20 protein-coding genes are annotated in these 22,492 nt (G+C 70.8%); 12 read left to right on the plus strand and 8 right to left on the minus strand.

All coding sequences use genetic code 11. The annotated features are described in order from the left end of the window. The first annotated feature begins 2 nt into the window (after nt 1-2). Nucleotides 3-1,478 carry a cryptochrome/photolyase family protein gene (locus tag N1028_RS17870; RefSeq protein WP_259530806.1) on the plus strand — a complete coding sequence of 492 codons (1,476 nt, stop codon included), beginning with the start codon at nt 3-5 and terminating at the stop codon, nt 1,476-1,478. A gap of 43 nt (nt 1,479-1,521) precedes the next feature. Here N1028_RS17870 and N1028_RS17875 read toward each other — a convergent pair whose 3' ends face one another. After that, nucleotides 1,522-2,202, minus strand: a complete 681-nt coding sequence (locus N1028_RS17875; RefSeq protein ID WP_259530807.1) for an SDR family NAD(P)-dependent oxidoreductase — start codon at nt 2,200-2,202, stop codon at nt 1,522-1,524. 102 nt (nt 2,203-2,304) lie between these two features. Here N1028_RS17875 and N1028_RS17880 point away from each other — a divergent pair, with 102 nt between their 5' ends. Next, nucleotides 2,305-3,147, plus strand: coding sequence for a helix-turn-helix domain-containing protein (locus N1028_RS17880; protein ID WP_259530808.1), 843 nt, complete (start codon nt 2,305-2,307; stop codon nt 3,145-3,147). Nucleotides 3,148-3,175: 28 nt separating this feature from the next. On the opposite strand, the gene N1028_RS17885 is transcribed toward N1028_RS17880, so the two are convergent. After that, nucleotides 3,176-3,826 carry a 3'-5' exonuclease gene (locus N1028_RS17885; protein ID WP_259530809.1) on the minus strand — a complete coding sequence of 217 codons (651 nt, stop codon included), beginning with the start codon at nt 3,824-3,826 and terminating at the stop codon, nt 3,176-3,178. 166 nt (nt 3,827-3,992) lie between these two features. On the opposite strand from N1028_RS17885, the gene N1028_RS17890 reads away from it, so the two are divergent. The 3 genes from N1028_RS17890 (at nt 3,993) to pdxY (ending at nt 6,613) form a co-directional block, all read left to right on the plus strand. Continuing rightward, nucleotides 3,993-5,108, plus strand: coding sequence for a hypothetical protein (locus tag N1028_RS17890; RefSeq protein ID WP_259530811.1), 1,116 nt, complete (start codon nt 3,993-3,995; stop codon nt 5,106-5,108). Next, nucleotides 5,105-5,683 carry a 2'-5' RNA ligase family protein gene (locus N1028_RS17895; RefSeq protein ID WP_259530813.1) on the plus strand — a complete coding sequence of 193 codons (579 nt, stop codon included), beginning with the start codon at nt 5,105-5,107 and terminating at the stop codon, nt 5,681-5,683. Before N1028_RS17890 ends, N1028_RS17895 begins: the two co-directional genes overlap by 4 nt. A gap of 78 nt (nt 5,684-5,761) precedes the next feature. Beyond that, entirely contained in the window at nt 5,762-6,613 is an 852-nt protein-coding gene (gene pdxY / locus N1028_RS17900) for a pyridoxal kinase PdxY (RefSeq protein ID WP_259530814.1), read from the plus strand. Between the two features lie 26 nt (nt 6,614-6,639). On the opposite strand, the gene N1028_RS17905 is transcribed toward pdxY, so the two are convergent. Continuing rightward, complete coding sequence (locus N1028_RS17905; protein WP_259530816.1) at nt 6,640-7,746, minus strand: iron-containing alcohol dehydrogenase; 1,107 nt, start codon at nt 7,744-7,746, stop codon at nt 6,640-6,642. 4 nt (nt 7,747-7,750) lie between these two features. Then, nucleotides 7,751-9,391 (minus strand): flavin-containing monooxygenase, encoded by a 1,641-nt coding sequence (locus tag N1028_RS17910; RefSeq protein WP_259530818.1) that lies wholly within the window; start codon nt 9,389-9,391, stop codon nt 7,751-7,753. Nucleotides 9,392-9,514: 123 nt separating this feature from the next. Here N1028_RS17910 and N1028_RS17915 point away from each other — a divergent pair, with 123 nt between their 5' ends. Genes N1028_RS17915 through N1028_RS17925 form a run of 3 tightly spaced genes read left to right on the plus strand, consistent with a single transcriptional unit; the run spans nt 9,515 to nt 13,148 of the window. After that, nucleotides 9,515-10,690 (plus strand): thiolase family protein, encoded by a 1,176-nt coding sequence (locus N1028_RS17915; RefSeq protein ID WP_259530819.1) that lies wholly within the window; start codon nt 9,515-9,517, stop codon nt 10,688-10,690. Beyond that, complete coding sequence (locus N1028_RS17920; protein ID WP_259530821.1) at nt 10,687-11,052, plus strand: Zn-ribbon domain-containing OB-fold protein; 366 nt, start codon at nt 10,687-10,689, stop codon at nt 11,050-11,052. Before N1028_RS17915 ends, N1028_RS17920 begins: the two co-directional genes overlap by 4 nt. Beyond that, a complete protein-coding gene (locus N1028_RS17925; RefSeq protein WP_259530822.1) occupies nt 11,049-13,148 on the plus strand; it encodes an acetate--CoA ligase family protein in 2,100 nt (699 codons plus the stop codon). Before N1028_RS17920 ends, N1028_RS17925 begins: the two co-directional genes overlap by 4 nt. A gap of 67 nt (nt 13,149-13,215) precedes the next feature. Here the strand turns inward: N1028_RS17925 and N1028_RS17930 are convergent, their stop codons facing one another. From N1028_RS17930 to N1028_RS17940, 3 genes are read right to left on the minus strand one after another with little or no spacing between them, the layout of a single operon-like run. Then, a complete protein-coding gene (locus N1028_RS17930) occupies nt 13,216-13,977 on the minus strand; it encodes an SDR family NAD(P)-dependent oxidoreductase (RefSeq protein ID WP_259530823.1) in 762 nt (253 codons plus the stop codon). A gap of 37 nt (nt 13,978-14,014) precedes the next feature. Continuing rightward, nucleotides 14,015-15,475: an NAD-dependent succinate-semialdehyde dehydrogenase gene (locus tag N1028_RS17935; RefSeq protein ID WP_259530824.1), complete on the minus strand. Its 1,461-nt coding sequence runs from the start codon at nt 15,473-15,475 to the stop codon at nt 14,015-14,017. A 34-nt stretch (nt 15,476-15,509) separates the two neighbouring features. After that, on the minus strand, nt 15,510-16,598 hold the full coding sequence (locus N1028_RS17940; protein WP_259530827.1) for a zinc-binding dehydrogenase: 1,089 nt from the start codon (nt 16,596-16,598) through the stop codon (nt 15,510-15,512). A 279-nt stretch (nt 16,599-16,877) separates the two neighbouring features. Here N1028_RS17940 and N1028_RS17945 point away from each other — a divergent pair, with 279 nt between their 5' ends. Both N1028_RS17945 and N1028_RS17950 read left to right on the plus strand, forming a co-directional pair. Next, on the plus strand, nt 16,878-17,570 hold the full coding sequence (locus N1028_RS17945) for an N-acyl homoserine lactonase family protein (RefSeq protein WP_259530828.1): 693 nt from the start codon (nt 16,878-16,880) through the stop codon (nt 17,568-17,570). 6 nt (nt 17,571-17,576) lie between these two features. After that, nucleotides 17,577-17,981 carry an FmdB family zinc ribbon protein gene (locus N1028_RS17950; protein ID WP_259530829.1) on the plus strand — a complete coding sequence of 135 codons (405 nt, stop codon included), beginning with the start codon at nt 17,577-17,579 and terminating at the stop codon, nt 17,979-17,981. Between the two features lie 50 nt (nt 17,982-18,031). Here the strand turns inward: N1028_RS17950 and N1028_RS17955 are convergent, their stop codons facing one another. Continuing rightward, on the minus strand, nt 18,032-19,843 hold the full coding sequence (locus N1028_RS17955) for a sigma-54-dependent Fis family transcriptional regulator (protein ID WP_259530831.1): 1,812 nt from the start codon (nt 19,841-19,843) through the stop codon (nt 18,032-18,034). A gap of 228 nt (nt 19,844-20,071) precedes the next feature. Here N1028_RS17955 and N1028_RS17960 point away from each other — a divergent pair, with 228 nt between their 5' ends. Next, nucleotides 20,072-21,139: an ABC transporter permease gene (locus N1028_RS17960; RefSeq protein WP_259530833.1), complete on the plus strand. Its 1,068-nt coding sequence runs from the start codon at nt 20,072-20,074 to the stop codon at nt 21,137-21,139. A gap of 60 nt (nt 21,140-21,199) precedes the next feature. Further along, the gene (locus tag N1028_RS17965) at nt 21,200-22,459 is read left to right on the plus strand and encodes a substrate-binding domain-containing protein (RefSeq protein WP_259530835.1); all 1,260 of its coding nucleotides are present in this window, start codon (nt 21,200-21,202) and stop codon (nt 22,457-22,459) included. Nucleotides 22,460-22,492 lie beyond the last annotated feature (33 nt).

A 22,492-nucleotide genomic window follows, 5' to 3' on the forward strand; every position in this document is an offset into this window, starting at 1 on the left:
CTGTGACCTCCTCCTCCGATCGCACGCGCTGGGTGTTCGCCGGTCAGCTCGGCCCGCTCTTCGACGACGGCGGACCGATGATGATCGTCGAGGCCCGCTCGGTCTTCGGCCGCCGCCCGATGCACCGCGCCAAGGCGCACCTGCTGCTCTCGGCGATGCGCCACCGGGCGGCGGCTCTCGGCGACCGGGTGGAGTACCACCGGGTCGAGCGCTACAGCGAGGTGGTCGAGGGGCGCGACCTCGAAGTGATCGACCCCACCTCGTGGTCGGCCCGCCGGTTCGTGCGACGGCACGGCCTGCACGTGCTGCCGAGCCGAGGCTTCGTGACCCCGGAGGAGGAGTTCGCCGAGTGGGCGGCCTCGCGGGCCGGCAAGCGCCTGCTGCTCGAGGACTTCTACCGCACCGTGCGCGAGCGCACCGGCATCCTGATGCGCGGCGACCAGCCCGAGGGCGGCCACTGGAACTACGACCACGACAACCGTCAGCCGCCGCCCAGGCACGCCGCGCGGCTCGGGCTCCCCGACCCGTGGTGGCCGGTCGAGGACGGCATCGACGAAGAGGTGCGCGCCGACCTCGACCGCTGGCAGCGCGAAGGGGCGGTGACCCTCGTCGGCGACGACGGCCCGCGCCGTTTCGCAGCGACCCCCGAGGAGGCCGAGCTGGCGCTCGCCGACTTCGTGGAGTCGCGGCTGAACGACTTCGGGCCGTTCGAGGACGCCATGCTCGGCGGCGACTGGACCATGGCGCACTCCCTGCTGAGCGCTCCCATGAACCTGGGGCTCCTCGACCCTCTCCACGCCGTCGAGACCGTGGTCGCCGAGTACCACTCCGGCCGGGCGCCGCTCGCGAGCGTCGAGGGCTTCACCCGGCAGATCATCGGCTGGCGCGACTACGTCTGGCACCTCTACTGGCACCTCGGCGAGACCTACCCCACCCGGCGCAACGCGCTCGCCGCCCACGAGCCCCTGCCGCCCGCCTTCCGCGAGCTCGACCCCTCGGCGGTGGAGTCGAACTGCCTGCACGAGACGCTCGACGGCATGCGGCGGCACGGCTGGGCACACCACATCCAGCGCCTCATGGTGCTCGGCAACTGGGCGCTCCAGCACGGCTACGACCCGGTGGCGCTCAACGACTGGTTCGTCGACATGTTCGTCGACGGCACGCCGTGGGTGATGCCCGCCAACGTCATCGGCATGTCGCAGCACGCCGACGGCGGCATCGTGGCCACGAAGCCCTACGCGGCGGGCGGTGCCTACATCAACCGGATGTCGGACCACTGCTCCGGCTGCGTGTTCGACCCGGCGAAGCGGCTGGGGGAGGACGCGTGCCCGTTCACCGCCGGCTACTGGGCGTTCCTCGACCGGGTCGAACCGCATCTCGCCGGCAACCACCGCATGGCGCAGCCTCTCGCGGGGCTCCGCCGCCTGGCCGACCGGGAGGCCGTGGTCGACCAGGAGCGGCACCGCGAGCGGTGGTGAGCCGGGCCGGCCGCAGATCGGCTCGTCCGCCCGTGCGCCCGAATCAGTAGTCGATGCGACCGTGCCGGTTGTGGAACTCCCCGGTCGGTCCTTCCGGCCCGAGGAGCGCGAGGGCAACCGTCGCGTCGGTGCCCTCGGCGACGGTCTGGTGCCCGCTGTGCCGGTTGAAGTCGGTGGCCGTGTAGCCCGGGTCGCTCACGTTTGCCCGGAAGCCGGGGAGGTTCTTGGCGTACTGCACCGTGAGCGCGATCACGGCCGCCTTCGAGGCGGCGTAGGGCACGGCGGGCACGGGGAACTCGTCGTGCCCCTCCGTGCTGAGGAATCGCGGCCAGCCGACGCCCGAGGCGACGTTGACGATCACGGGCGCCCCGGAGAGCCGGAGGAGCGGGAGTGCCGCTTGCGTGACGCGCACGAGGCCGACCACGTTGGTGTCGAGCACCTCCTCGAGGGTCTCGGCCGAGAGGTCGTCGACGCCGAAAGAGCGGCCGAGGATGCCGGCGTTGTTCACGAGCACGTCGAGCTCCGGCAGGCTCGCCAGGGCCCTGTCGACGCTCGCCTGCTGCGTGACGTCGAGCTGCACGACGTGGGCACCGAGCGCTCGGGCCGCGTCGCCGTTCGCGGTGTCGCGCATGCCGGCGTAGACGGTGTGGCCCGCTTCGAGCAGGCGACGGGTGGTTTCGAGGCCGAGGCTCCTGTTGGCCCCGGTGATGAGTGTCGTTGTCATGACTCCCACCCTGCGGCCTCCCCGCTGGTGCGCCCAGGCCCCGATCGACAGGGGGACCGGCGGTACCACCCTCGCGCGGCCGGCAGGGCGCAGGATGGGGGCATGAGCGAATTCGCGACCGTGCTGCGCGCCTGGCGCGACCGTGTGCGCCCGGCCGACGTCGGTCTGCCCGCGGGCGCCGGCCGGCGCACCACCGGGCTGCGGCGCGAGGAGCTCGCCGCGCTCGCCGGCGTCAGCGTGGACTACATCGTGCGGCTCGAGCAGGGCCGCTCCACGCATCCGTCGCCGCAGCTGCTCGGAGCCCTCGCCCTGGCCCTCCGCCTCGACGAGAACGAGCGCGAGCACTTCCACCGTGTGGCCGGAGCCGCTCTGCCCACTCGCGGCGTGGTGCCTCAGCACGTGAGTCCGGGCGTGCAGCGCATCGTCGACCGGCTCGGCGATGTGCCGCTCGCGGTGTTCACCGCGAGCCACGACATCCTGCTCTGGAATCCGCTGTGGGCGGCGCTCACGGGCGATCCTTCGAGGTGGACGGGCCTCGACCGCAATCTCGTCTGGCGCCACTTCACCCGTGGGCACGAGGGGGTGGAGTTCGATGACCGGCACGAGGAGGAGTTCGCGAGCGACCTCGCGGCCGACCTCCGCACCGCCGTCGGCAGGTATCCGCGCGATGCCGGGCTCGCGCAGCTCGTGCAGAGGCTCCGCGCCGAGTCGACCGAGTTCGAGCGGCGCTGGGCCGAGGCGAAGGTGGCCGAGCACCGCTCCAGCCGCAAGACGATGACGCGCACGCCGGCCGGGCCGATCACGCTCGACTGCGACGTGCTCACCGTGCCGGGCGGCGATCTGCGGCTGGTCGTCTACACGGCCGCACCCGGCAGCGACGACGAGCAGAAGCTCGCCCTGCTGCGGGTGACCGGCCTGCAGGCGCTCTCGACCTCGCCCGCCTGACGGCTACGGCGGGAAGACTGTCTGGCGGTCACGGCGCGAAGGCGGGCCAGACGGACGACGCCGCGTGTTCGCGCGGGTGCCACCGGGTGCCGCGAGCCGGCAGCGGGGCGAGCGGCCGCGCGGCCGCCCGGTCGAGCAGGGCGTCGAAGCCCGAGCGATCGGCGGTGTTGGCGAGGTAGCACTCGAGCAGCTGTGCGGTGGCGCGTGCGTCGACCGAGGCGCGGTGGGCGCCCTCGAGCTCGATGCCGAAGACCTCGCAGAGGTGGGCGAGCGATCGGCGGGAGCCGGGGAGGTAGGTGCGGGCGAGGCGCTGCGTGCAGAGGGCGGCCGGCGCCGGCCACGGGCGGTGGCCGATGAGGTCGAGCTCCGCTGCGAGGAACCGGAGGTCGAACCCGGCGTTGTGGGCCACGATGACGCGCCCGCTCAGCAGCTCGAGCAGCTCGGGGGCGATGTCGGCGAAGGAGGGCGCGTGCTCGAGGGTGGAGCGCGAGATGCGGTGGATGTCGGAGCGGCCGACCGGGCCGTCTCCCGCGATCAGCGTGTCCCAGCTGCCGATCACCGCGCCATCCGGGTCGGAGTGCACGACGGCGATCTCGAGCGCGCGGGCCCCGGAGGAGGGCGCCAGGCCGCTGGTCTCGAAGTCGATGGTGGCGAAGCCGCGGGTGGTCGTGGTGCTCACCTCCTCCGCGCCGGATCGGGCCGTGACGACGTCCGGCCGCGCCGATTTCCAGCGCGCTCTCGACGGTAGGGGCGGCCACCGACATCGGAGCCGGCGCCTGGCGATGGGGAGGTGTCCCCATCGCCGCCTCGGAGGCATCCGGCCATGATGGATCGAGGAGGGGATCTTGAGCGAGACGACGACACCCGGCGGTGCCGGCACCGCGGTGGGCGGCAGGCGGCGCGCTCGGCTCCTCATCGTCGTGACCGGCATCTCGCTCGTCGTGCTGGGGATCGCGGCCGCCGTGGTGTGGTCGGTCCTCCGCACCGCACAGGGGCCCGCAGAGGCCGTGCGCGACTACGCCGCGCTGATCGCGGAGGGGAAAGCCGGAGCGGCCTCCTCGCTCGTCGATCCGGTCGCGTGGGCCGAGGGCCGTGAGGGCGTCGCCTCGGTGCTCGTGAGCGACGAGGTGCTCGCGAGCTCGCTGGAGCCGTTCTCGGTGCTCGACATCGAGCTCGGCAGCGACGGCACGACCGAGGTCGCCGTGGGGAGCACGGTGCTGGTCGAGGTCGACTACGCGGTGGGCGACGAGCGCGGGCGTGCGGCGCTGCGGGTCGAGCGCGAGCACGACGGGCCCTTCGGCGCCTCGCGGTGGCGGGTCGTCGATCCGCTCGTCGTGCCGATCGTGGTGGAGTCGAACGTGCCCACGGTGGGCCCCGCCACCCTCGGCGGGGAGCCGATCGACCTCAGTGGCCCCTCCTTCGCGGGCGCCGAGCAGCTCATCGCACTCGTCTACCCGGGCGAGTACCAGGTGATCGCGCCCGAGCGCACCGCGTTCTCGGCGGCGACCGAGTACGTCCTCGCGCTCTCCGATGCGGAGCCCTCGGTGGAGGAGCCCTCCGAGGGTGCGGCGCTGCCGGTGGCGGCCCGGGTGCAGCTCACGTTCGATCCGACTCCCGAGCTCGTCGACACCGTCTCCGAGGCTCTGGACGAGCACCTCGACGCGTGCCTCGAGGAGGCGACCGCGATGCCTGACGACTGCCCCGCCGTGCTCGCCTACCTCGGCCGGACCGTCTCGAACCTGACCATCACCGAGCGGCCGGAGATCGACGTGCTCGGCGCGGTCGGGGTCGACTACGTCGACGGTGTACCGTCCCGTTCGCCGGTGGGGCTGAGGAGCACGATCGGCGTGATCGAGTACACCGGGGAGGACGGTGCCCGTCGCGATGAGAGCTTTAGGGTGGTCGCTGACCTCGAGGTGCACGGTGACGCGGTCGACATCGTCTTCCGGTCCGCCGCATGACCGACGCGCCCCGACAGCCCGTCGTCAGTCTGGAGCTCCTCCTCGACCCGGTCACGGAGATGCGGGTCATGGCCGAGTGGGAGGCCCTCGCGGGAGCCGGACTGTCGAGCCTCGCGGCGCACACGGCCGCGAGCAACCGGCCGCACATCACCCTCCTCGTGCGGAGTGGGCTGACCTCGCCTGCGCCCGAGGCGCTCGCGGCGGCCATCGCCCTGCCCCTTCCGGTCGAGCTCGGGGCGCCCCTCCTGTTCGGTGCGGGGGATCGGCGGGTGCTCGTCCGATCGGTGGTCCCCTCACCGGCGCTCCTCCACCTGCACTCCGTCGTGCACGACCTCGCCGGGCCGGGCGACGACGCGCCGCACACACGGCCCGCCCAGTGGACCCCGCACGTCACCCTCGCCCGCCGCCTCCGCCTCGACACCCTGCCCCAGGCGCTCCGTCTGCTCGACGACACCGCCGAACGGGCAGCGGATGCCGGCGCGGTCGCCTCGAGCGGCGCGGCCGATTCCGGCAGCTCGGCGACCGCTCTGCGCCGCTGGGACGCGGCATCCGCCACCGTCACCCACCTGCTCTGATCCGTGCCGGCAGCCGATCCGTCACCGATCGGTCACGTCGCGTTCGCTTCCTGGGCCCGGAGCGCGAAGAATGGGGGTGTGAAGGTCCTCTCCATCCAGTCCGCCGTCGCCCACGGGCACGTCGGCAACTCGGCAGCCGTGTTCCCGCTCCAGCGCATCGGGGCGGAGGTGCTGCCCGTCTACACCGTCAACTTCTCCAACCACACGGGCTACGGCGCGTGGCGCGGCCCGCTCATCTCACCGGAGGACGTGCGCGAGGTCCTCCTCGGCATCGAGGAGCGCGGCGTCTTCCCCTCGATCGACGTGGTGCTCTCGGGCTACCAGGGCGGTGTGGGCATCGGCGACGTCATCGTCGACGCCGTGAACCGGGTGAAGGCGGCGAACCCCGGCGCGATCTACGCGTGCGACCCTGTGATGGGCAACGCGAAATCGGGCTGCTTCGTGGCACCCGAGATCCCGGATCTGCTGCGCGACCGCGTGGTGCCCGTGGCCGACATCATCACGCCCAACCAGTTCGAGCTGGGCTACCTCACCGGCACCGAGCCGTCGACCCTCGAGTCGACCCTGGTCTCGGCCGACCTCGCCCGCGAGATGGGCCCGTCGACCGTGCTCGTGACGAGCGTCGAGCGCCCGGATCGCGACCCGGAGACGATCGAGATGCTCGTGGTCGACGACGCGGGGGCGTGGATCGTGCGCACACCCTTCCTGCCGTTCAAGGCGAACGGATCGGGAGACGTCACGGCCGCCCTCTTCACCGCCCACTACCGAGCGACCGGCCAGGCGTCGGTGGCGCTCGAGCGCACCGCCTCGAGTGTCTTCGACCTGATCGAGCTGACCTACCGCTCGGGCGAGCGGGAGCTGCAGCTCGTCGAGGCGCAGGAGTCGTACGCGCACCCCAGGCCGCAGTTCGCGGCCGAGCAGGTGCGCTGAGAGCGACCGACGACTCCTGCGCCGGCTCAGCCGGTCAGTTCCTCCACCCGGCGGAGGGCGGCCAGGAGTGCCGCCTCGGTCAGCGGCTCGGGCAGGTTCACGACATGGGGCGCCGTCAGCGTCTTCTCGGCCACGACGGCCAGCGCATCCTCATCGGCCTCCGCACCGAGCTCCCTCAGCGAACGCGGCAGACCCACCTCGCCGAGGTAGTCGGCGAGGTCGAGGAGCACGGTGTCGTCCTCTCCGAGCACGGCCAGCTGAACCAGGAGCCCGTAGGCCACGTGCTCGCCGTGCAGGCGCTCCGCGGGACCGGGGAGTGCCATCAGCCCTCGGGTCACCGCGTGGGCGAGCGACAGGCCGCCGTTCTCGAAGGCGAGCCCGGAGAGCAGGATGACGGCCTCCACCGTGTCCTCGAACGCCTCGTCGATCTCATCGGCCTCGAGCGCCGCGAAGGCCCCCGCCGACTGCGACCGCAGCACGTCGTAGCAGCCCTCTGCCACGACGGCCGCGATGCGGAGCCCGCGGGTGCCCTGCATCGTGATGCCACCGGCAGCCCGGCACGCCGCGACCTCGAAGTGCTTGGACAAGGCGTCGCCGATGCCGGCGGCGAGGAACCGGCGCGGCGCCCCGGCGATCACGGCGGTGTCGACCAGGACCAGCGCCGGGCTGCGCTCCAACTGCGGCACCTGCTGCAGCTGGTGGGCGTCGTCGTAGACGGCGATGGCACGGCTCGCCGGGCTGTCATTGCTCGCGATCGTGGGCACGGTCACCACCGGCACCTCGCGAAGCCGCGAGACCCCTTTCGCGAGGTCCACCGTCTTGCCGCCGCCCACGCCCACCACGAAACCGTGATGGGGGGCGGCGGCCGACGAGATCGCGGCGATGGCCGCAGACGTCACCTCGCTCGACACCGCCACCACCTCGACCTCGATACCGGCTGCGGCGAAGGAACGCTCGACGCCAGGGGCGAGCGTCGGCAGCAGGAAGGCGTCGATCAGCACGAGGGCCGACCCACCGATGCCCTTGCACTCCCCGCCGATCCGCTCCAGCGCACCCGGACCCTGCACGTACCGCGCGGCCGTCGCGAACGCCCGGATGCCGGGGGAGTGCGTCTCAGGTGCCGTGGCCCGCACTCGCTCAGGCCCTCACCCGGGCCGCATGGCCGTCGGTGAGGAAGTGGTCGCCGAACTCCGATGCGCGATCGGCGTCCATGAGGTCCATGTAAGCCGCCATCCCGCCCATGAAGAAGTAGTTCACCACCGGCTTCCCGGGGATGTTCGCCCCGTTGATCCAGGAGTTCACCTTCGGGAAGAGCGTCAGGGCCGCACCGGTGTCGCACAGCTCCATCCAGTCGTCCTCGGCCTTCTGCGTGGGCTCGAGCGTCGAGGCGCCGGTGTCGATCGTGTGCTTGATCGCGTCCGCGATCCAGTTCACCTGGGCCTCGTGCACCGGAGGCTGGTTGGTGAACGGGCCCATGGGGCCGTAGACCATGAACATGTTCGGGAAGTCCGCGGTCATCATGCCGAGGTAGGTGTAGGCGCGGTCGCGCCACTTGTCCTGCAGGGTGAGACCGTTCCGGCCCTGCTGGTAGATGCGCAGCTGGTTGCCGGAGACCGCGTCGAAACCCGTGGCCAGCACGATCACGTCGAGTTCGTACTCGACGTCGCCCGCACGGATGCCCTTCTCGGTGAACTCCACGATCGGGTCGGCCTTCACATCCACGAGCGTCGTGCTCGCGCGGTTGTACGCCTCGTAGTAGTTGTCGCAGCACAGCGGCCGCTTGGCGTAGAGGTCGGTCGGCACGAGCAGCTCGGCCACGATCGGGTCCTCGACCGTCTCGCGGATGCGCTTCTCGATCACGTCGGTCGCGGCCTTGTTCGCCACGAGGCTCGTGCCGACGTCGTTAAACGCCTTGAACATGTACTGGAAGCCACCGCCGTCGTCGTACACCTTCTCGAACGCCTCGTGCCGCGCGGCCTCGTCGACGCTCTCCGCCGAGACGGCGCTCTCCTCGAAGCCGAACGCGGTCGTGGAGTAGAGCACCTCGCGGTGATAGCCCTCGTAGTCGCCGCGGATCCGGTCGATCAGCTCGGGGTCGATGGGCCGGTGCCGCGAGGGCACCACCCACTGCGGTGTGCGCTGGAAGACGGTGAGGTGATCGACGACCGGAGCGATCTCCGAGATCACCTGGATGCCACTGGATCCGGTGCCGATGACGCCCACGCGCTTTCCCGCCAGCTCGACCTCCTCGTGCGGCCAGCGCGCCGTGTGGTAGATCTCACCGCGGAAGTTCTCCTGCCCGGGGAACTCCGGAACGTTGGTGGCCGAGAGCAGGCCGACGGCCTCGATCAGGAACCGGGCGGAGAACTGCTGCCCCTTGTCGGTCGCCACCAGCCAGCGATCGGTCTCCTCGTCGAACAGCAGGCTCTCGATCTGCGTGCTGAACTGGTAGCTGCGGCGGAGGTCGTAGCGATCGGCGACGTGGCCGAGGTAGGCGAGGATCTCGGACTGGCGCGGGTAGCGCTCGCTCCACTTCCAGTCGTCGTAGAGGGCCTTGTCGAAGAAGTAGCAGTAGGCGTTGACCTCGGTGTCGGATCGGGCACCCGGATAGCGGTTCCAGTACCAGGTGCCTCCCACGTCGCCCGCGTTGTCGAACGCCTGCACGGTGAGGCCCAGGTTCTCCCGCAGCGCGTACACCGAGTACAGCCCGGCGAACCCACCTCCGATGACCACCGCATCGACTTCGATCACATCCGGCCGTGTAGCGACATTGCTCATCGTCGGATTCCCTTTCTCTCCGGACTGAATAGGTGATGATCATCACCCGGCCCGGCGACGCCCCGGTCGGGACGTCGCAATATGGGACAGCGCCGATCCGGGCCGATCGGAGAGACTGAGGCCGTGCCCCAGGAACGCAAAGGCGACGACGCCTCCATCATCGGTGTCGGCCTCACCCCCTTCAGCCGCGACTCCGGCCTGAGCGCCCTCGAGCTGCAGGCCGACGCCGCCTACCAGGCGCTCGACGACGCCGGACTCGGCGCGCCCGAGGTCGACACCGTCATCACCGGCTACGCCACCACGGTGAACCACATCATGCCCGGCAACGTTCTCGCCGAATACCTCGGAGCGAAGCCCGAGCGGGCCTTCGGCATGAATGTCGGAGGAGCGACGGGGCTGGCCATGCTCGCCGAGGCCGCTCGCCTCGTGCGCTCCGGCGACGCCCGCACGGTCCTCGTCGTGGGCGGTGAGAACCGGGCGAGCGGGCAGACCCGCGACGCCGCCATCGCCACGCTGGCCCAAGTGGGGCACGCGAGCCACGAGGTGGCGCTGGGTGCCAACATCCCCGCCTACTACGCCCTCCTCGCCTCCGAGTACCTGCACCGTCACGGCCTCGAACGGAGCGAGCTCGCCGCGCTCGCCGTGCAGATGCGCACCCATGCCGCCGAGCACCCCGGAGCGCAGTTCCGCACCCCCATCACCGTCGACGACGTGCTCGCCGCACCGCCCATCGCCGAACCCCTCGGGCTCCTGGACTGCTGCCCGATGTCCGACGGAGCCGCCGCCGTCGTCATCTCCCGCGGCGACGGCGGAGTGCGCGCCGTCACGATCGCAGGCCTCGGCCAGGCCAACGACCACCAGCACGTGAGCGAGGCCGACTTCTCGGCCTTCGGGGCGGGCGCGAGCGCGGGCTCGGCGCTCGCCGAGGCCGGTGTGGGCGTCGAGGGCCTCGACATCCTGGGCATCTACGACAGCTTCACCATCACGCTGGCCCTCCTGCTCGAGGAGATCGGCATCGTCGATCCGGGCACCGCCGGCACCCGCGCCGCGGAGGGGCTCTTCGCGGCCGACGGCCGCTTCCCGCTGAACCTCCACGGCGGCCTGCTGTCGTACGGCCACTCCGGGGTGGCCGGCGGCATGGCGCACCTCGTGGAGATGGTCACCCAGATGCGCGGCGAGGCCGCGAACCGCCAGCTGAGCACGCGACCCCGACGAGGCCTCCTGCACGCCGACGGCGGCGTGCTCTCGGCCCACGTCTCCGTGGTGCTCGACAGAGAACCGACAGGAGCAGGAGCATGACCGGAGCGATCCCCATGACGGGCGACTGGACGACGGGGGAGCCGATCCTGCTCGCCCAGCGCTGCGCGGCCGGACACCGTTGGTACCTGCCGCGGGCCCGGTGCCCGGTCTGCTCCGAGGCCGTCGAATCGTTCGAGCCGACAGGAGCCGGGACGGTCTTCGCTGAGACGAGCCTGCACCGCCGCTCCTCGGGCCGTGACACGGAGGCCGTGGGCATCGCGCTCATCGACCTCGACGACGGGGTGCGTCTGATGGCGCGCTGCCGGCCGGGGACCAGGATCGGCACCCGGGTGCACGTGAGCATCGTGTTCGACGAGGGCTCGCAGAGGCTGCTCCCCTCGGCCGAGGAGGTCGCGGCGTGAGCGGGCTGCGCTTCTTCCACGACCCGGCATCCGTGGCGATCATCGGCGCCTCGAGCGACCCCGAGAAGATCGGCGGGCGGCCCATCCGCTATCTCGCCGAGAACGGCTACGCCGGTGCGGTCTACCCCGTCAACCCGCAGCGGACCGAGATCCAGGGGCTCGAGGCCTACCCGTCGCTCGACGCCCTGCCCACCGTGCCGGAGGTGGCCATCGTGGCGGTCTCGGGGGCGAACGCCGTGGCCCAGGTGGTGCGCTGCGCCGAGCTCGGGGTGAAGGGCTGCGTCATCATGGCATCGGGCTTCGGCGAGACCGGCGACGAGCAGGGGCTCGCCTGGCAGCGGGAGATGCTCGACGCCGCTGCGCGCACGGGCATGCGCATCGTGGGGCCCAATTCGCAGGGACTCGCGACCTTCTCCACGGGTGCCGTGCTGAGCTTCTCGACCCTCTTCACCGAGCAGCAGCCCGAGGACGGCGCGGTCGCGGTGGTCAGCCAGAGCGGAGCGCTCTGCTCGGTGCCCTACGGACTGCTCCGGGAGGCGGGGATCGGCGTCCGCTATGCGCACGCGACCGGCAACGACATCGACGTGACCGCGGCCGAGTTCGCCGCCGAGGTCGTCGCCGACCCGGAGGTGCGGCTGCTGCTGCTCTACCTGGAGGACATCTCGGACCTCGATTCGCTCGCCGAGGTCGCCCGCACGGCGCTCGCACGAGGTGTGCCGGTGGTCGCGCTGAAGGGCGGCCGGAGCGAGGCGGGCCAGAAGGCGGCGGCGTCGCACACGGGCGCCCTCGCGACCGAGGAGGGCGTCGTCGACGCGTTCCTCGCCAAGCACGGCATCTGGCGTGCACGGAGCACGCGGGATCTCGTGGCCGCGGCCGAGCTCTACCTCCGGCCCCGGACGCCTCAGGGGGAGCGGCTCGCCATCGTGAGCAACTCGGGCGCCATCTGCGTGCTCGCGGCCGATGCCGCCGCAGAGGAGGGGTTGGCTCTGGCCGAGCTCACGGACACCACCCGCGCGGCTCTCGAAGCAGCGCTGCCCGCCTTCGCGTCGGTCGAGAACCCGATCGACGTCACGGCGGCACTCCTCACGGACAGCTCGCTCTTCGGCAAGGTCCTGCCGGTGCTCGGGGACGACGGCGGTGTGGATGCCTGCGTCGTGGGGATCCCCGTGGCGGGCCGCGGCTACGACGTCGACCGGTTCGCAGACGACGTCGCCCGCTTCGAGGCGACCTCGGGTCTCCCGGTGGTGATGGCGGTGCCTCAATCGGCGATCGCGCGGGTGTTCCGCGACCGCGGGATCGTGGTCTTCGCCGATGAATCGGAGGCGGTGCGCGCCTTGGCACAGTATCTGCGCCATCACGCCCTCATGGCGGCCGCGCGGTCCCGCGCGCTCGCACCGCGTGCGGCCGATCGCCGTCTGGCCGAAGCCCGAACCGCCCTCAACGAGTCGGAGGGGCTCGAGTTCCTCGCGCGCATCGGGGTGCCGGCGGTCGAGCACGTGCTGGTCAGGAGTCCTGCCGAGGCGCGTGCTGCGATCGATCGGCTCGGCGGCGGGCGGGTCGTGATCAAGGGCTGCTCCTCGGAGGCCACGCACAAGTCCGAGCTCGGACTCGTGCGGGTGGGCGTGCAGGCCGAGGATGCCGAGCAGGTCGTGGCGGAGATGATCGCCACGCTCGCGCGCGAGGGCCTCGCCGACGAAGGCGTCATCGTCGCCCGCCTGGTGAAAGGCGTGCACGAGGCGATGCTCGGCGCCCGCTTCGACCCCGTCTTCGGCCCGGTCGTGCTCCTCGGCGCCGGCGGCATCCACGTCGAGGCCCTGCCCGACGTGCAGCTGCTGCTGCCACCGTTCTCCGAGCAGGATGCCCTCGACGCCATCGGGCGACTCCGTCTGTCGGCCGTGCTCGCGGGTGTCAGAGGTGCTCCTCCGGTGGACCTCGGCGCCTGGGCGACGGCGGCCGTGGCGCTCGGGGAGGCGATGCTCGACCCGGACCTGGCGGTTCACGAGCTCGACGTCAACCCGCTCATGCTGCTGCCGCTCGGCGGCGACGTGCAACCGGCCGTCCGCGCCGTCGACGCGGTCGTGGTGCGGAGCCGCTGAAGCCACGGGGCACATGACAGAACCCCCGCCCGGAGGATCGGGCGGGGGTTCTGTCTGCTGCGGAGGATCAGACGATCGTCCAGCCTCCGTCGATGACGTAGGCCGCTCCGTGGATGAAGTCGGACTCGTCATTGGCCAGGAAGAGGGCGAGGTTCGCGATCTCCTCGGGCTGGGCGTGGCGGCCCGCCGGTACGGCATTGATCGACTCGATCACGGCGGCTTCCCCGTCCTCGAGGATCTTCTTGGTCATCGCCGTCTCCACGGCGCCGGGGCAGATCGCATTCACCCGGATGCCCTGAGCGCCGTAGTCGGCCGCGGTCTGCTTCGTGAGTCCCACGACGCCGTGCTTGGCCGAGGTGTAGGCGGCCCCACCGCCGCGCGCGACGAACCCGGCGATCGAGGCCATGTTCACGATCGTGCCTCCACCGCCCTCGAGCATCGTCGGCAGCGTGGCCTTCGTCACGAGGAAGACGCCCTTGAGGTCGACACCGATGATGCGGTCCCAGAGCTCCTCGCTGGTGTCGAGCACGGGCGCGTAGCCGTCGAGGATGCCGGCGATGTTCGCGAGCACGTCGATGCCGCCGAGCGCTCGGACGCTCGAGTCGATCGCAGCGGTGACCGATCCGCTGTCCGACACGTCGACCTGCACGCCGTGGGCGGTGCCTCCGGCCTCGACGATGGTGCGGGCGGTGGCCTCGGCCGCCGCGTGATCCAGATCGAGTGCGGCGACGGCGGCGCCCTCCGCGGCGAACCGCACGGCGATGGCCCGTCCCATGCCGGACCCCGCCCCCGTGACGACAGCCTTCCGGCCTTCGAGTTTGCCTGTCATGCGTTCTCCATTCCTCGTGCGTGTGTTCGGCGGATGCTCAGGGCCGGGTCAGGCCGGCGAGCGAGATGTACTTCGTGTCCATGTACTCCTCCATGCCCCAGTGGCCGCCCTCGCGGCCGATCCCGCTCTCCTTCACGCCGCCGAACGGGGCCTGCACGGCCGAGATCGTGCCGTCGTTGGCGCCCACCGTGCCGTACTGGAGGGCCTCGGAGACCCGCACCACCCGGTTGACGTCGCGCGTGAAGAAGTAGGCGGCGAGGCCGTAGGGCGAGTTGTTCGCGCGCCGGACGACCTCCTCCTCGGTGTCGAACTCGAAGATCGGTGCCACGGGACCGAAGGTCTCGTCGCGGGCGACGAGCATGTCGTCGGTGACTCCGGTGAGCACGGTCGGCTCGTAGAAGTGCCCGTAGGCGAGCGAGGCGTGCTCCGGTCGCCGGCCACCCGTGGCGACACCGGCGCCACCGGCGATCGCGTCGGCCACGTGCGCCTCCACCTTCTCGACGGCGGCCGCCTCGATCAAGGGGCCGACCTCCACCTCAGCCTCGTGGCCGAAGCCGATCCGCATCGCCGAGAGGCGCTCCACGAGACGGCGGGTGAACTCCGGGGCGACCGAGCGCTGCACGAAGATGCGGTTGGCCGAGACGCAGGTCTGGCCCATGTTGCGCATCTTCACGGCCACGAGCTGGTCGAGCGCGTGGTCGACGTCGGCGTCGTCGAACACGATGAACGGGGCGTGTCCGCCGAGTTCCAGCGAGAGCCGTTTCATGGTGGCGGCGCCCTCGCGCATGAGGATCTTGCCGACCTCGGTCGAGCCCGTGAACGAGAGCACCCGCACGCGACTGTCGGCCATGATGGTGGCGCTCACCCGGGCCGCCCGCGAGCTCGGCACGATCTGCAGCACGCCTGCCGGGAGCCCCGCCTCGGCGAAGAACCGGCCGATCTCGAGCGCCGAGATCGGGGTGAGTGCCGCGGGCTTGACCACCATCGAGCAGCCGGACGCCAAGGCGGCACCGAGCTTGCGCAGGATCTGCAGCGAGGGGAAGTTCCAGGGGGTGATGGCGACGCTCACACCTGCGGCCTGCCGGATGGCGACGATCCGCTTGTCGGGACCGGTCGAGGGCACGGTCGACCCGTAGGTGCGGCGGCCCTCCTCGGCGAACCACTCGATGAAGTCGAGCCCGTAGTTCAGCTCTCCCACCGATTGAGCCACGGGCTTGCCGTGTTCGGCCGTCATCACTCGGGCGAGCCGGTCGATGTCGGCGCGAGCGATCTCGGCGGCCCGGCGGAGGATCTTCGAGCGTTCGAGCGCCGGGGTCGCGGCCCAGCCGACCTGGGCGCGCTCGGCGCCATCGATCGCCCGGGTCATGTCCTCGGCGTTCCCGTCGGCGATGCGAGCGATCTCGGAGCCGTCGGCGGGATTCTGCACGGCGAAGGTCTCGCCCGACACGGACTCCTGCCAGGAGCCGTCGATGAAGAGTCTGCTGAGGTGGTCGGTCATCGTGGGGTCTGCTCTCTGTGTGGGGTTCGGTCGGTCAGAAGACGATGGAGGCGCGGGCGACGCTGCGGGACTCACCGTCGCGGATCGCGTCGGCGAGGTCGTCGAAGGAGTGCGCATCCTTCGTGAGCGCCTCGAACGGGAACCGGTCGTGGGTGCGCAGCAGGAACTCGAGTGCGCGGTGGAGGTACCAGGGGTCGTAGCGCAGCACGCCCTGCACCCTGAGGTTCTTCCGCGTGATGATGCCGGGCGAGAGCGCGATCTCGAACCCCTCGCCCACGTTGAGGTTGCCGACGGAGACGACCTCGCCTCCCACCCGTGCGAGAGCCACCGACTCCGTGAATGCCGCCGAGACCCCGGTGACCTCGAGCACCACGTCGGCGCCGAGACCGCCTGTGAGCTCGAGCACCCGGTCGAGCCGATCCTGCCCCGTCGGGTGCGCGGCCATGTCGACGACGTGATCGGCCCCGAACCGCTCGGCCAGGTCGATCCGTTCGGCGACGCCGTCGATGACGATCACGGTCGCCCCGCGCTCCTTGGCGACCGCGACGGCGTAGAGGCCGAGGCCCCCCGCGCCCTGCACGACGAGGGTCGATCCGGCGGCCAGCCGGGTGCGGTCGAGGGCGAACAGCATCTGGGCGAGCCCGCAGTTCGCGCCCGCGACGATCTGATCGTCGAGCTCGTCGGGCACGACGAAGAAGTACTGGTCCTCGTTCACGTAGTAGTGGGTGCCGAAACCGCCGAAGAAGTGCGGAGCGAGCTCCGGGTTCTTCGACCACTCGCGCAGGGAGTTCGCGCACATGCCGAAGTCGCCGCGCAGGCACGCCGGGCAGCGCCGGCAGGTGACGTAGTAGACGGGGACGACCCGGTCGCCGACGGCCACCGGGCGGCCCGCGTTGTCGTGCGTGACCCCGGGGCCGAGCGCCTGCACCCGGCCCACGAACTCGTGCCCGAGAGCCGCCTCGCGGAGGGCCGGACTGTCGTAGTGGAACTGGTGGATGTCGGAGCCGCACACATTGGCGCGCTGCACCTCGAGCACCAGGGCCCCCGCCGCGGGCTGCGGCACCTCGTACTGCTTGACCTCGAACTGTCTCGGTCCGACGACCGCTGCCACTCTGCCCTGCACCGAACGCTCCTTCGCGTGTAGTCGTGCCGCTCGCGGGCGTCATCCGGCGCCGCGGCTGACCCGATGATAGGCAGGGCCGAGGGGCCCTCCCGCCGCCCCTGACCCAAGATGGGACAGGGGCTCCGAGCACGTCGACGGCAGACTGACTGGGGTACGACGACGTACTCGCGAAAGGATCGAAGTCGAATGACACACGGACACGCACGCAGGCTTTGGGCCCTGGATTCCCCGACTCTCACGGTTCAATCCGAGACCCTCCTCTACGGCACGAGCGGAGAGGTGACCATCCCGTGCCCCTCCTTCCTGATCGAGCACCCGAGGGGTCTCGTGCTCTTCGACACCGGACTCCACCCCGATGCCATCGACGACCCCGAGAAGGTCTACGGCTCCGAGCTGGCACCGCTGCTCGGCATCGGCGGCACGAGCGAGCAGCGGCTCGACCGCCAGATCCAGGCGCTCGGCTACCGGCTGAGCGACATCACCCACGTGATCTCCTCGCACGGCCACTTCGACCACACCGGTGGCCTCTACCTCTTTCCCGAGGCCAAGCACTTCTTCGGCGAGGGCGAACTGCGCTACGCGAACTGGCCGGATCCCATTCAGGCCTTCGTGTACCGGCAGGAGGTGCTCGACACCATCAAGCGCCTCGACGTGCGGGAGGTGCCCGGCGACCTGGACCTCTTCGGCGACGGCGCCATCACCATCCTCGCCACTCCCGGCCACAGCCCCGGTGAGGTGAGCCTCGTGGTGCGGCTCGCCTCGCGCACCTTCATCCTGACCGGCGACGCCATCCACCTCCGGGCGCAGATGGAGCAGGAGTACCACTTCCCGATCGACGCCGACACCAAGACCGCCGTGCAGTCGGTCCGGCGGCTCAAGTACCTCACCGAGAGCCTCGAGGCCACCATCTGGATCAGTCACGATCCGGATGACTGGGCCGAGTTCGCCCACGCGCCCGGCTACTTCGAGTAGGCCGGCATGGCCATCATCGTCGACTACCTCTGCTCCGACTGCGGCTCGAGGGCCGAGGCGTTCGTCGTGCATCCGGTGCCCTCGTCGCGCGCGTGCGACTCGTGCGGCGGCGAGAGCCGCCGACGGTGGTCGCCGGTGGGCATCGTCTCGCGTGCGCCGGACACGCCGCCGGCGCCTGCCCGGCCCGCGCCCACCCGGCCCGCTCGGTCGCTCTGTGCCGACAATCCCGACGTCCCCGGGCTCTGCCACATGTCGCCCACCGCCGGCCGCGCCTGGGTGGCCCGCTACCGCGGAGACCATCGTGCGCTCGACGCCGAGCTCGAGAAGCAGCAGAAGGCTGCCGCCGTGTCACCCCCCACCATGGCGGATGCCATCTCGCACGAGCACAGTCACGCCGCGCACACGCACTGATCGCCAGGATCGACGAGCGGCCATCCATCCGGGTGGCCGCTCGACCGCGCTCAGAGGAAGAGGCGCTCCTCGTCGAGCTTGTAGCCGCTGATCTTGCGGTAGAGGGTCGACCGCGAGATCCCGAGCATCTCGGCGGCGAGCACCTTGTTGCCGAAGCAGCGGATGAGCGCGTTGATGATCCCGTCGACCTCGAGCTGCTCCAGCATCGTGAGGTCGCGCCGCCGTGCGTACGCCGCGATGGCCGGTGGCAACTGGTCGACGGTGACCTCGTTGCGGCGTCCCAGTGAGAAGACCCCCCTCATCACGGAGTCGAGCTGCCGGAGGTTGCCCGGCCAGGGCGCTCTGGTGAGTGCCGTGTAGGCACCCTGGGTGTAGCTGATGTTGACCGCCGATGCGTACTTGCGCTCGAACACGTGCAGGATCGCGCGCATGTCCTGCTTGCGCTCGCGGAGGTTCGGCATGTCGATGCGTCCCACGGCGATCTGGTCCAGGAGAGCCTGGTGCCCTGGCTCCAGCGCCTTGGAGCCCTGAGCGCCCGCGGTGGCCAGCACGAGCCCCCTGGCGAGAGGGGCCGGAGAGGCGACGAGGTGGTCGGCGGCCCGCTGGGCAACGTCGTCCTCGAGTGCGTCGAGGTGGCGGAAGATCACCGGCGTGCCCTCGGCGAGTGCGGCGTCGAGGTCGGCGAACCAGCTCTCGGTGGCCTTCTGCGCCTCCTGCGACTCCAGCACGAGCGGGGTCTGGCGCGGTGCCACCCGGTCGAGCATGTGCCGCAGCAGTGTGAACTTGCCGGTGCCGGGGGCGCCGAAGACCACCACGGGCAGAGAGGCCCTCATCGCCGATTCCGCCTGCTCGCGGGCATACACCCAGGCCTGGCTCGATCCGGGCAGGGACTCCGCCAGCGGCGGCCAGGTCGAGGAGAGGGTGGCGGCGGATCCGGTGAGGAACGGCTCGGTCTGCACCTGCTGCACGACCTCGACGATCGCACCGATCATCTCGTCGTCGAAGACCACGGCGGAGCAGCTGAGCTCGGTCATGGCCGTCTCCGTCTCGAGCCGGACCGTGCGTTTCGGGCGCGCGGCCGAGATCGCCTCGGAGACGATCATCCAGAGCGTCGACTTGTCGATGTGGTGCAGGAACTCGGTCGCCGCGGGGTTCTCCATCAGCAGGTCCCCGCCGACCACGGCGACCGCGCGGCCGTTCCGCGACGCGGCGAGGAAGGAGTCGAACAGCACGCGCTCGCGCATGCTCGACAGGTTGACCAGCTGCCGCCCCACCTCCCGCGCCGCCTGGTTGATGAGGCTCGGCAGGATCGGGCTGGCGTCGGACACCAGGGCGGTGAGCGTCACGATGCCCTCGGGTCGCCCCGTGATGGGGTTGTTGATGGGCGCTCCCACGCACGCGAAATCGGTCAGCATGTCCGAGATGTGCTCGGCGCCGACGATCATGCCGGCCTTCATGTCGGCTGCCGGGGTGCCGATCCCGTTCGTGCCGACGACCGACTCGGCACCGGAGTGCCCCGGTGCCGAACCCACCCGCTGGAGCCGGCGGGCGAGTTCGCTGTTGGAGATCCAGGTCTCGAGGATGCGCGCGTGGCGGTCGGCGATCAGCAGGCTCGCGTTGCTCATTCCGAGCTCGTCGGCGAGGTTCGACAGGATGGGCCGCGCGGCGCGCAGCAGCACGGAGTCGGTCATGATCGACGACTGGAAGGGCAGCTCGGCGTACTCCTTGCCTGTTCCGAAGCCGCGTGAGCGCTTCCAGGATTCCAGGACCACGGGGCGCACCATCTGCTCCATCTGCAGATCGAGCTTGCCGTCGTTGAGGAAGGTGTCGCGGAGGTCGTCGAGTTTCGGGCGGGAGGGCATGCGGGTACTCCTTGCACTTGAACACATCGTTGGGATCAATTGCGTCGCGCGCGGCGCGAGTGGTTCATTACAGCACGCCGCACAGGTCGCACGACGGCGGCTTGTGAGCATTTTCTCCACTTCCACGACGGCCGTGGGGCCAGTGTCCCGATATGGCACAGCTCCGCGAGAGGCCTCCGAGCGGTGGGAGAGGATGCTCGCACCGACAAGCCCAAAGGAGGGTGGCGAGTGTCAGAGTCGAACACGCAGTCGAAGACCGAGGGCCAGGCCCGGCGTCGCTCGCGCTTCTCGTTCCAGTGGTCGCCGCTCGTGGTGATCCTCGTCGCCAACGTGCTGCTCGTGCTGTACCTGCAGCTGATCGCCGGCCAGAACCTGTTCCAGCCGCGCTCGCTGTCGACGCTCACCCCGCTGCTGGGGGTCATGGTGCTCGTCGGTCTCGCCCAGGCGTTCGTGATCGGAACGGGCGGGATCGACCTCAGCATCCCCTCGGTGATCACCCTGATGGGCATCATGATGCTCCGGGAGTCGGGCGGTCGCGACGAGCAGCTGCTCAAGGCCCTGCTCGTGGCGGCCCTCGTCTGCGTCGTGATCGGGCTCGTGAACGGGGTGCTCGTCGAAGTGCTCGGGTTGAATGCGCTCGTCACGACCCTCGCGACGGGCCAGCTGGTGCTGGGCGCGACCGTCATCTACCGCGAAGGCGCCCTGAACATCACGAAGGTGCCGGCCGCGCTGTCGTCGTGGGCCCAGGCCAACGTCTTCGGCATCAGCGTCATCCTGATCGTGGCCGTGGCCTTCGCCCTGCTCATCCTCCTCTTCGTGCGCCGCGTCGCGACCGGCCGCCGCCTGGTGCTCGCGAGCGCCTCGATGCGGGCGAGCCAGCTCACAGGCCAGCGACAGCTCGCCCTGCGGGTGCTGGCCTGGGTGATCGCGGCGCTGATCGGCGGCGTCGGCGGCGTGCTGCTGGCCGGGCAGCTCTCCTCGCCCGACATGTCCTCCGGCAGCCCCTACCTCCTGCTGAGCATCATCGTGGTCGTGCTCGGCGGCGCCGTGCTCACAGGAGGCCGGGTCGGTCCCTTCGCCACCGTGTTCGGGGCGACCTTCATCATCCTGCTCGACCACGGGCTCGCCGTGCAGGGCTTCTCCACCGGCGCCCGCACCCTCGTGCAGGGGCTCGTGCTGGCCCTCGGCCTCGCCGGAGTCGGGCTCCTCATGCGGCCCCGCACGGCCAAGGCCAAGCCCACCGCCGAGTCGGCACCACCGACGACGCCCTCCGACCCCGAGCTCCAGCGCGTCTGAGAGCCCGAGCTCCGTCTCGACGAACCACACCCACCAAGAGAAGAAGGAAGAGGAACACCGATGGTCACAACCACTCGCGCCCGCCGAGCACTGTCGCTCGGTGCGGCCGCAGCTGCGTTCGCACTCGTGCTCGCCGGCTGCAGCGGCTCCGGAGACGCCGGCAGCACCGCGTCGTCCGGCATCACGATCGACACCTCGTTCGACGCCGATCCGGCCGCCACCCAGGACCTCGTCGACCTCGCGTTCGGGGTCGAGACCCCGGTCGACAGCCTGCCCGCCGAAGCGGTGACGGGCTTCGAGCGCGCCACCGCCGAGCTCACCGACGAGCAGGTGCAGACCGCTCTCGACTGCTGGAAGCAGCCCGAGTGCACGATCGGGGACGGACCGGTGCACATCGGCATCTTCAACGCCGTCGACAACCTGTGGCAGACCACCGCGGTGATGGACATCATCCTGCAGGCCATGACCTACCCCGAGGTCGGCAAGATCTCCTACTCCTTCGTGGCCGACCTGCCCTCCGCCCAGGCCGCAGTGCGCAGCCTCGCGGCGGGAGGCGCGAACATCATCATCGGCTACAACGCATTCGGTGCGGCGATGGCGCCGGTGTTCCAGGAGGCGCAGGCCGCGGGCGCCGTGGTCGCGACCTACACCGGCGAGACCCCCGACGTCGAAGGCGACGTCATCAACAACCAGGTCTACGCCGAGGCGTGCGACGCCGGGACGGGCATGGCGGAGGTCACGGTCGACGACCTCGGCCTCACCGACGCCGACCAGATCGCCTTCCTCTTCGGCACCCCTGGCAACCCGCAGGACACACTGGTGACCGGCTGCCTCGACGAGTCCCTCACCGAGCTCAAGGGTCCCGAGGTCGGTTTCCAGCAGGACACCGACTGGTCGCGCCCGGGTGTCGCGGCGGCCGCTTCGGCCCTGATCTCGTCGGGAGTGCCCGCTCAGGCCGTGCTGAACACCTACTCCGACCCCATCCCGCAGCTCATCAACGCCTACGACCAGGCCGGCGTGCCCGTGCCCGCCATCCTGACCTGGACCGAGATGAACGAGCTCTTCGGCATGTGGGAGGAGCGCGTGGGCACCGAGGACGAGTTCCCGCTCTACTACACCAACGCGCTCGTCAACCAGGCACGGCTCGCGACCACCAATGCCATGAGCATCCTGGCCGGTGAGGAGATCCCCGCTCGCACCGCCCTGCCGCTTCCGATCATCAAGGCGGAACCGGGAGTCTACGAGGCCGACCTGCCAGGCGACTTCCCGGGCTGGAGCTCGCTCATCCCCGAGTCCGTCATGACCGGGATGCTCGAGTAGCAGCCACCGGCGCGGGGTGCGTCCTCGGCGTGC

The sequence above is a fragment of the Herbiconiux oxytropis genome, from assembly GCF_024979315.1.
GTDB classification, from domain to species: domain Bacteria; phylum Actinomycetota; class Actinomycetes; order Actinomycetales; family Microbacteriaceae; genus Herbiconiux; species Herbiconiux oxytropis.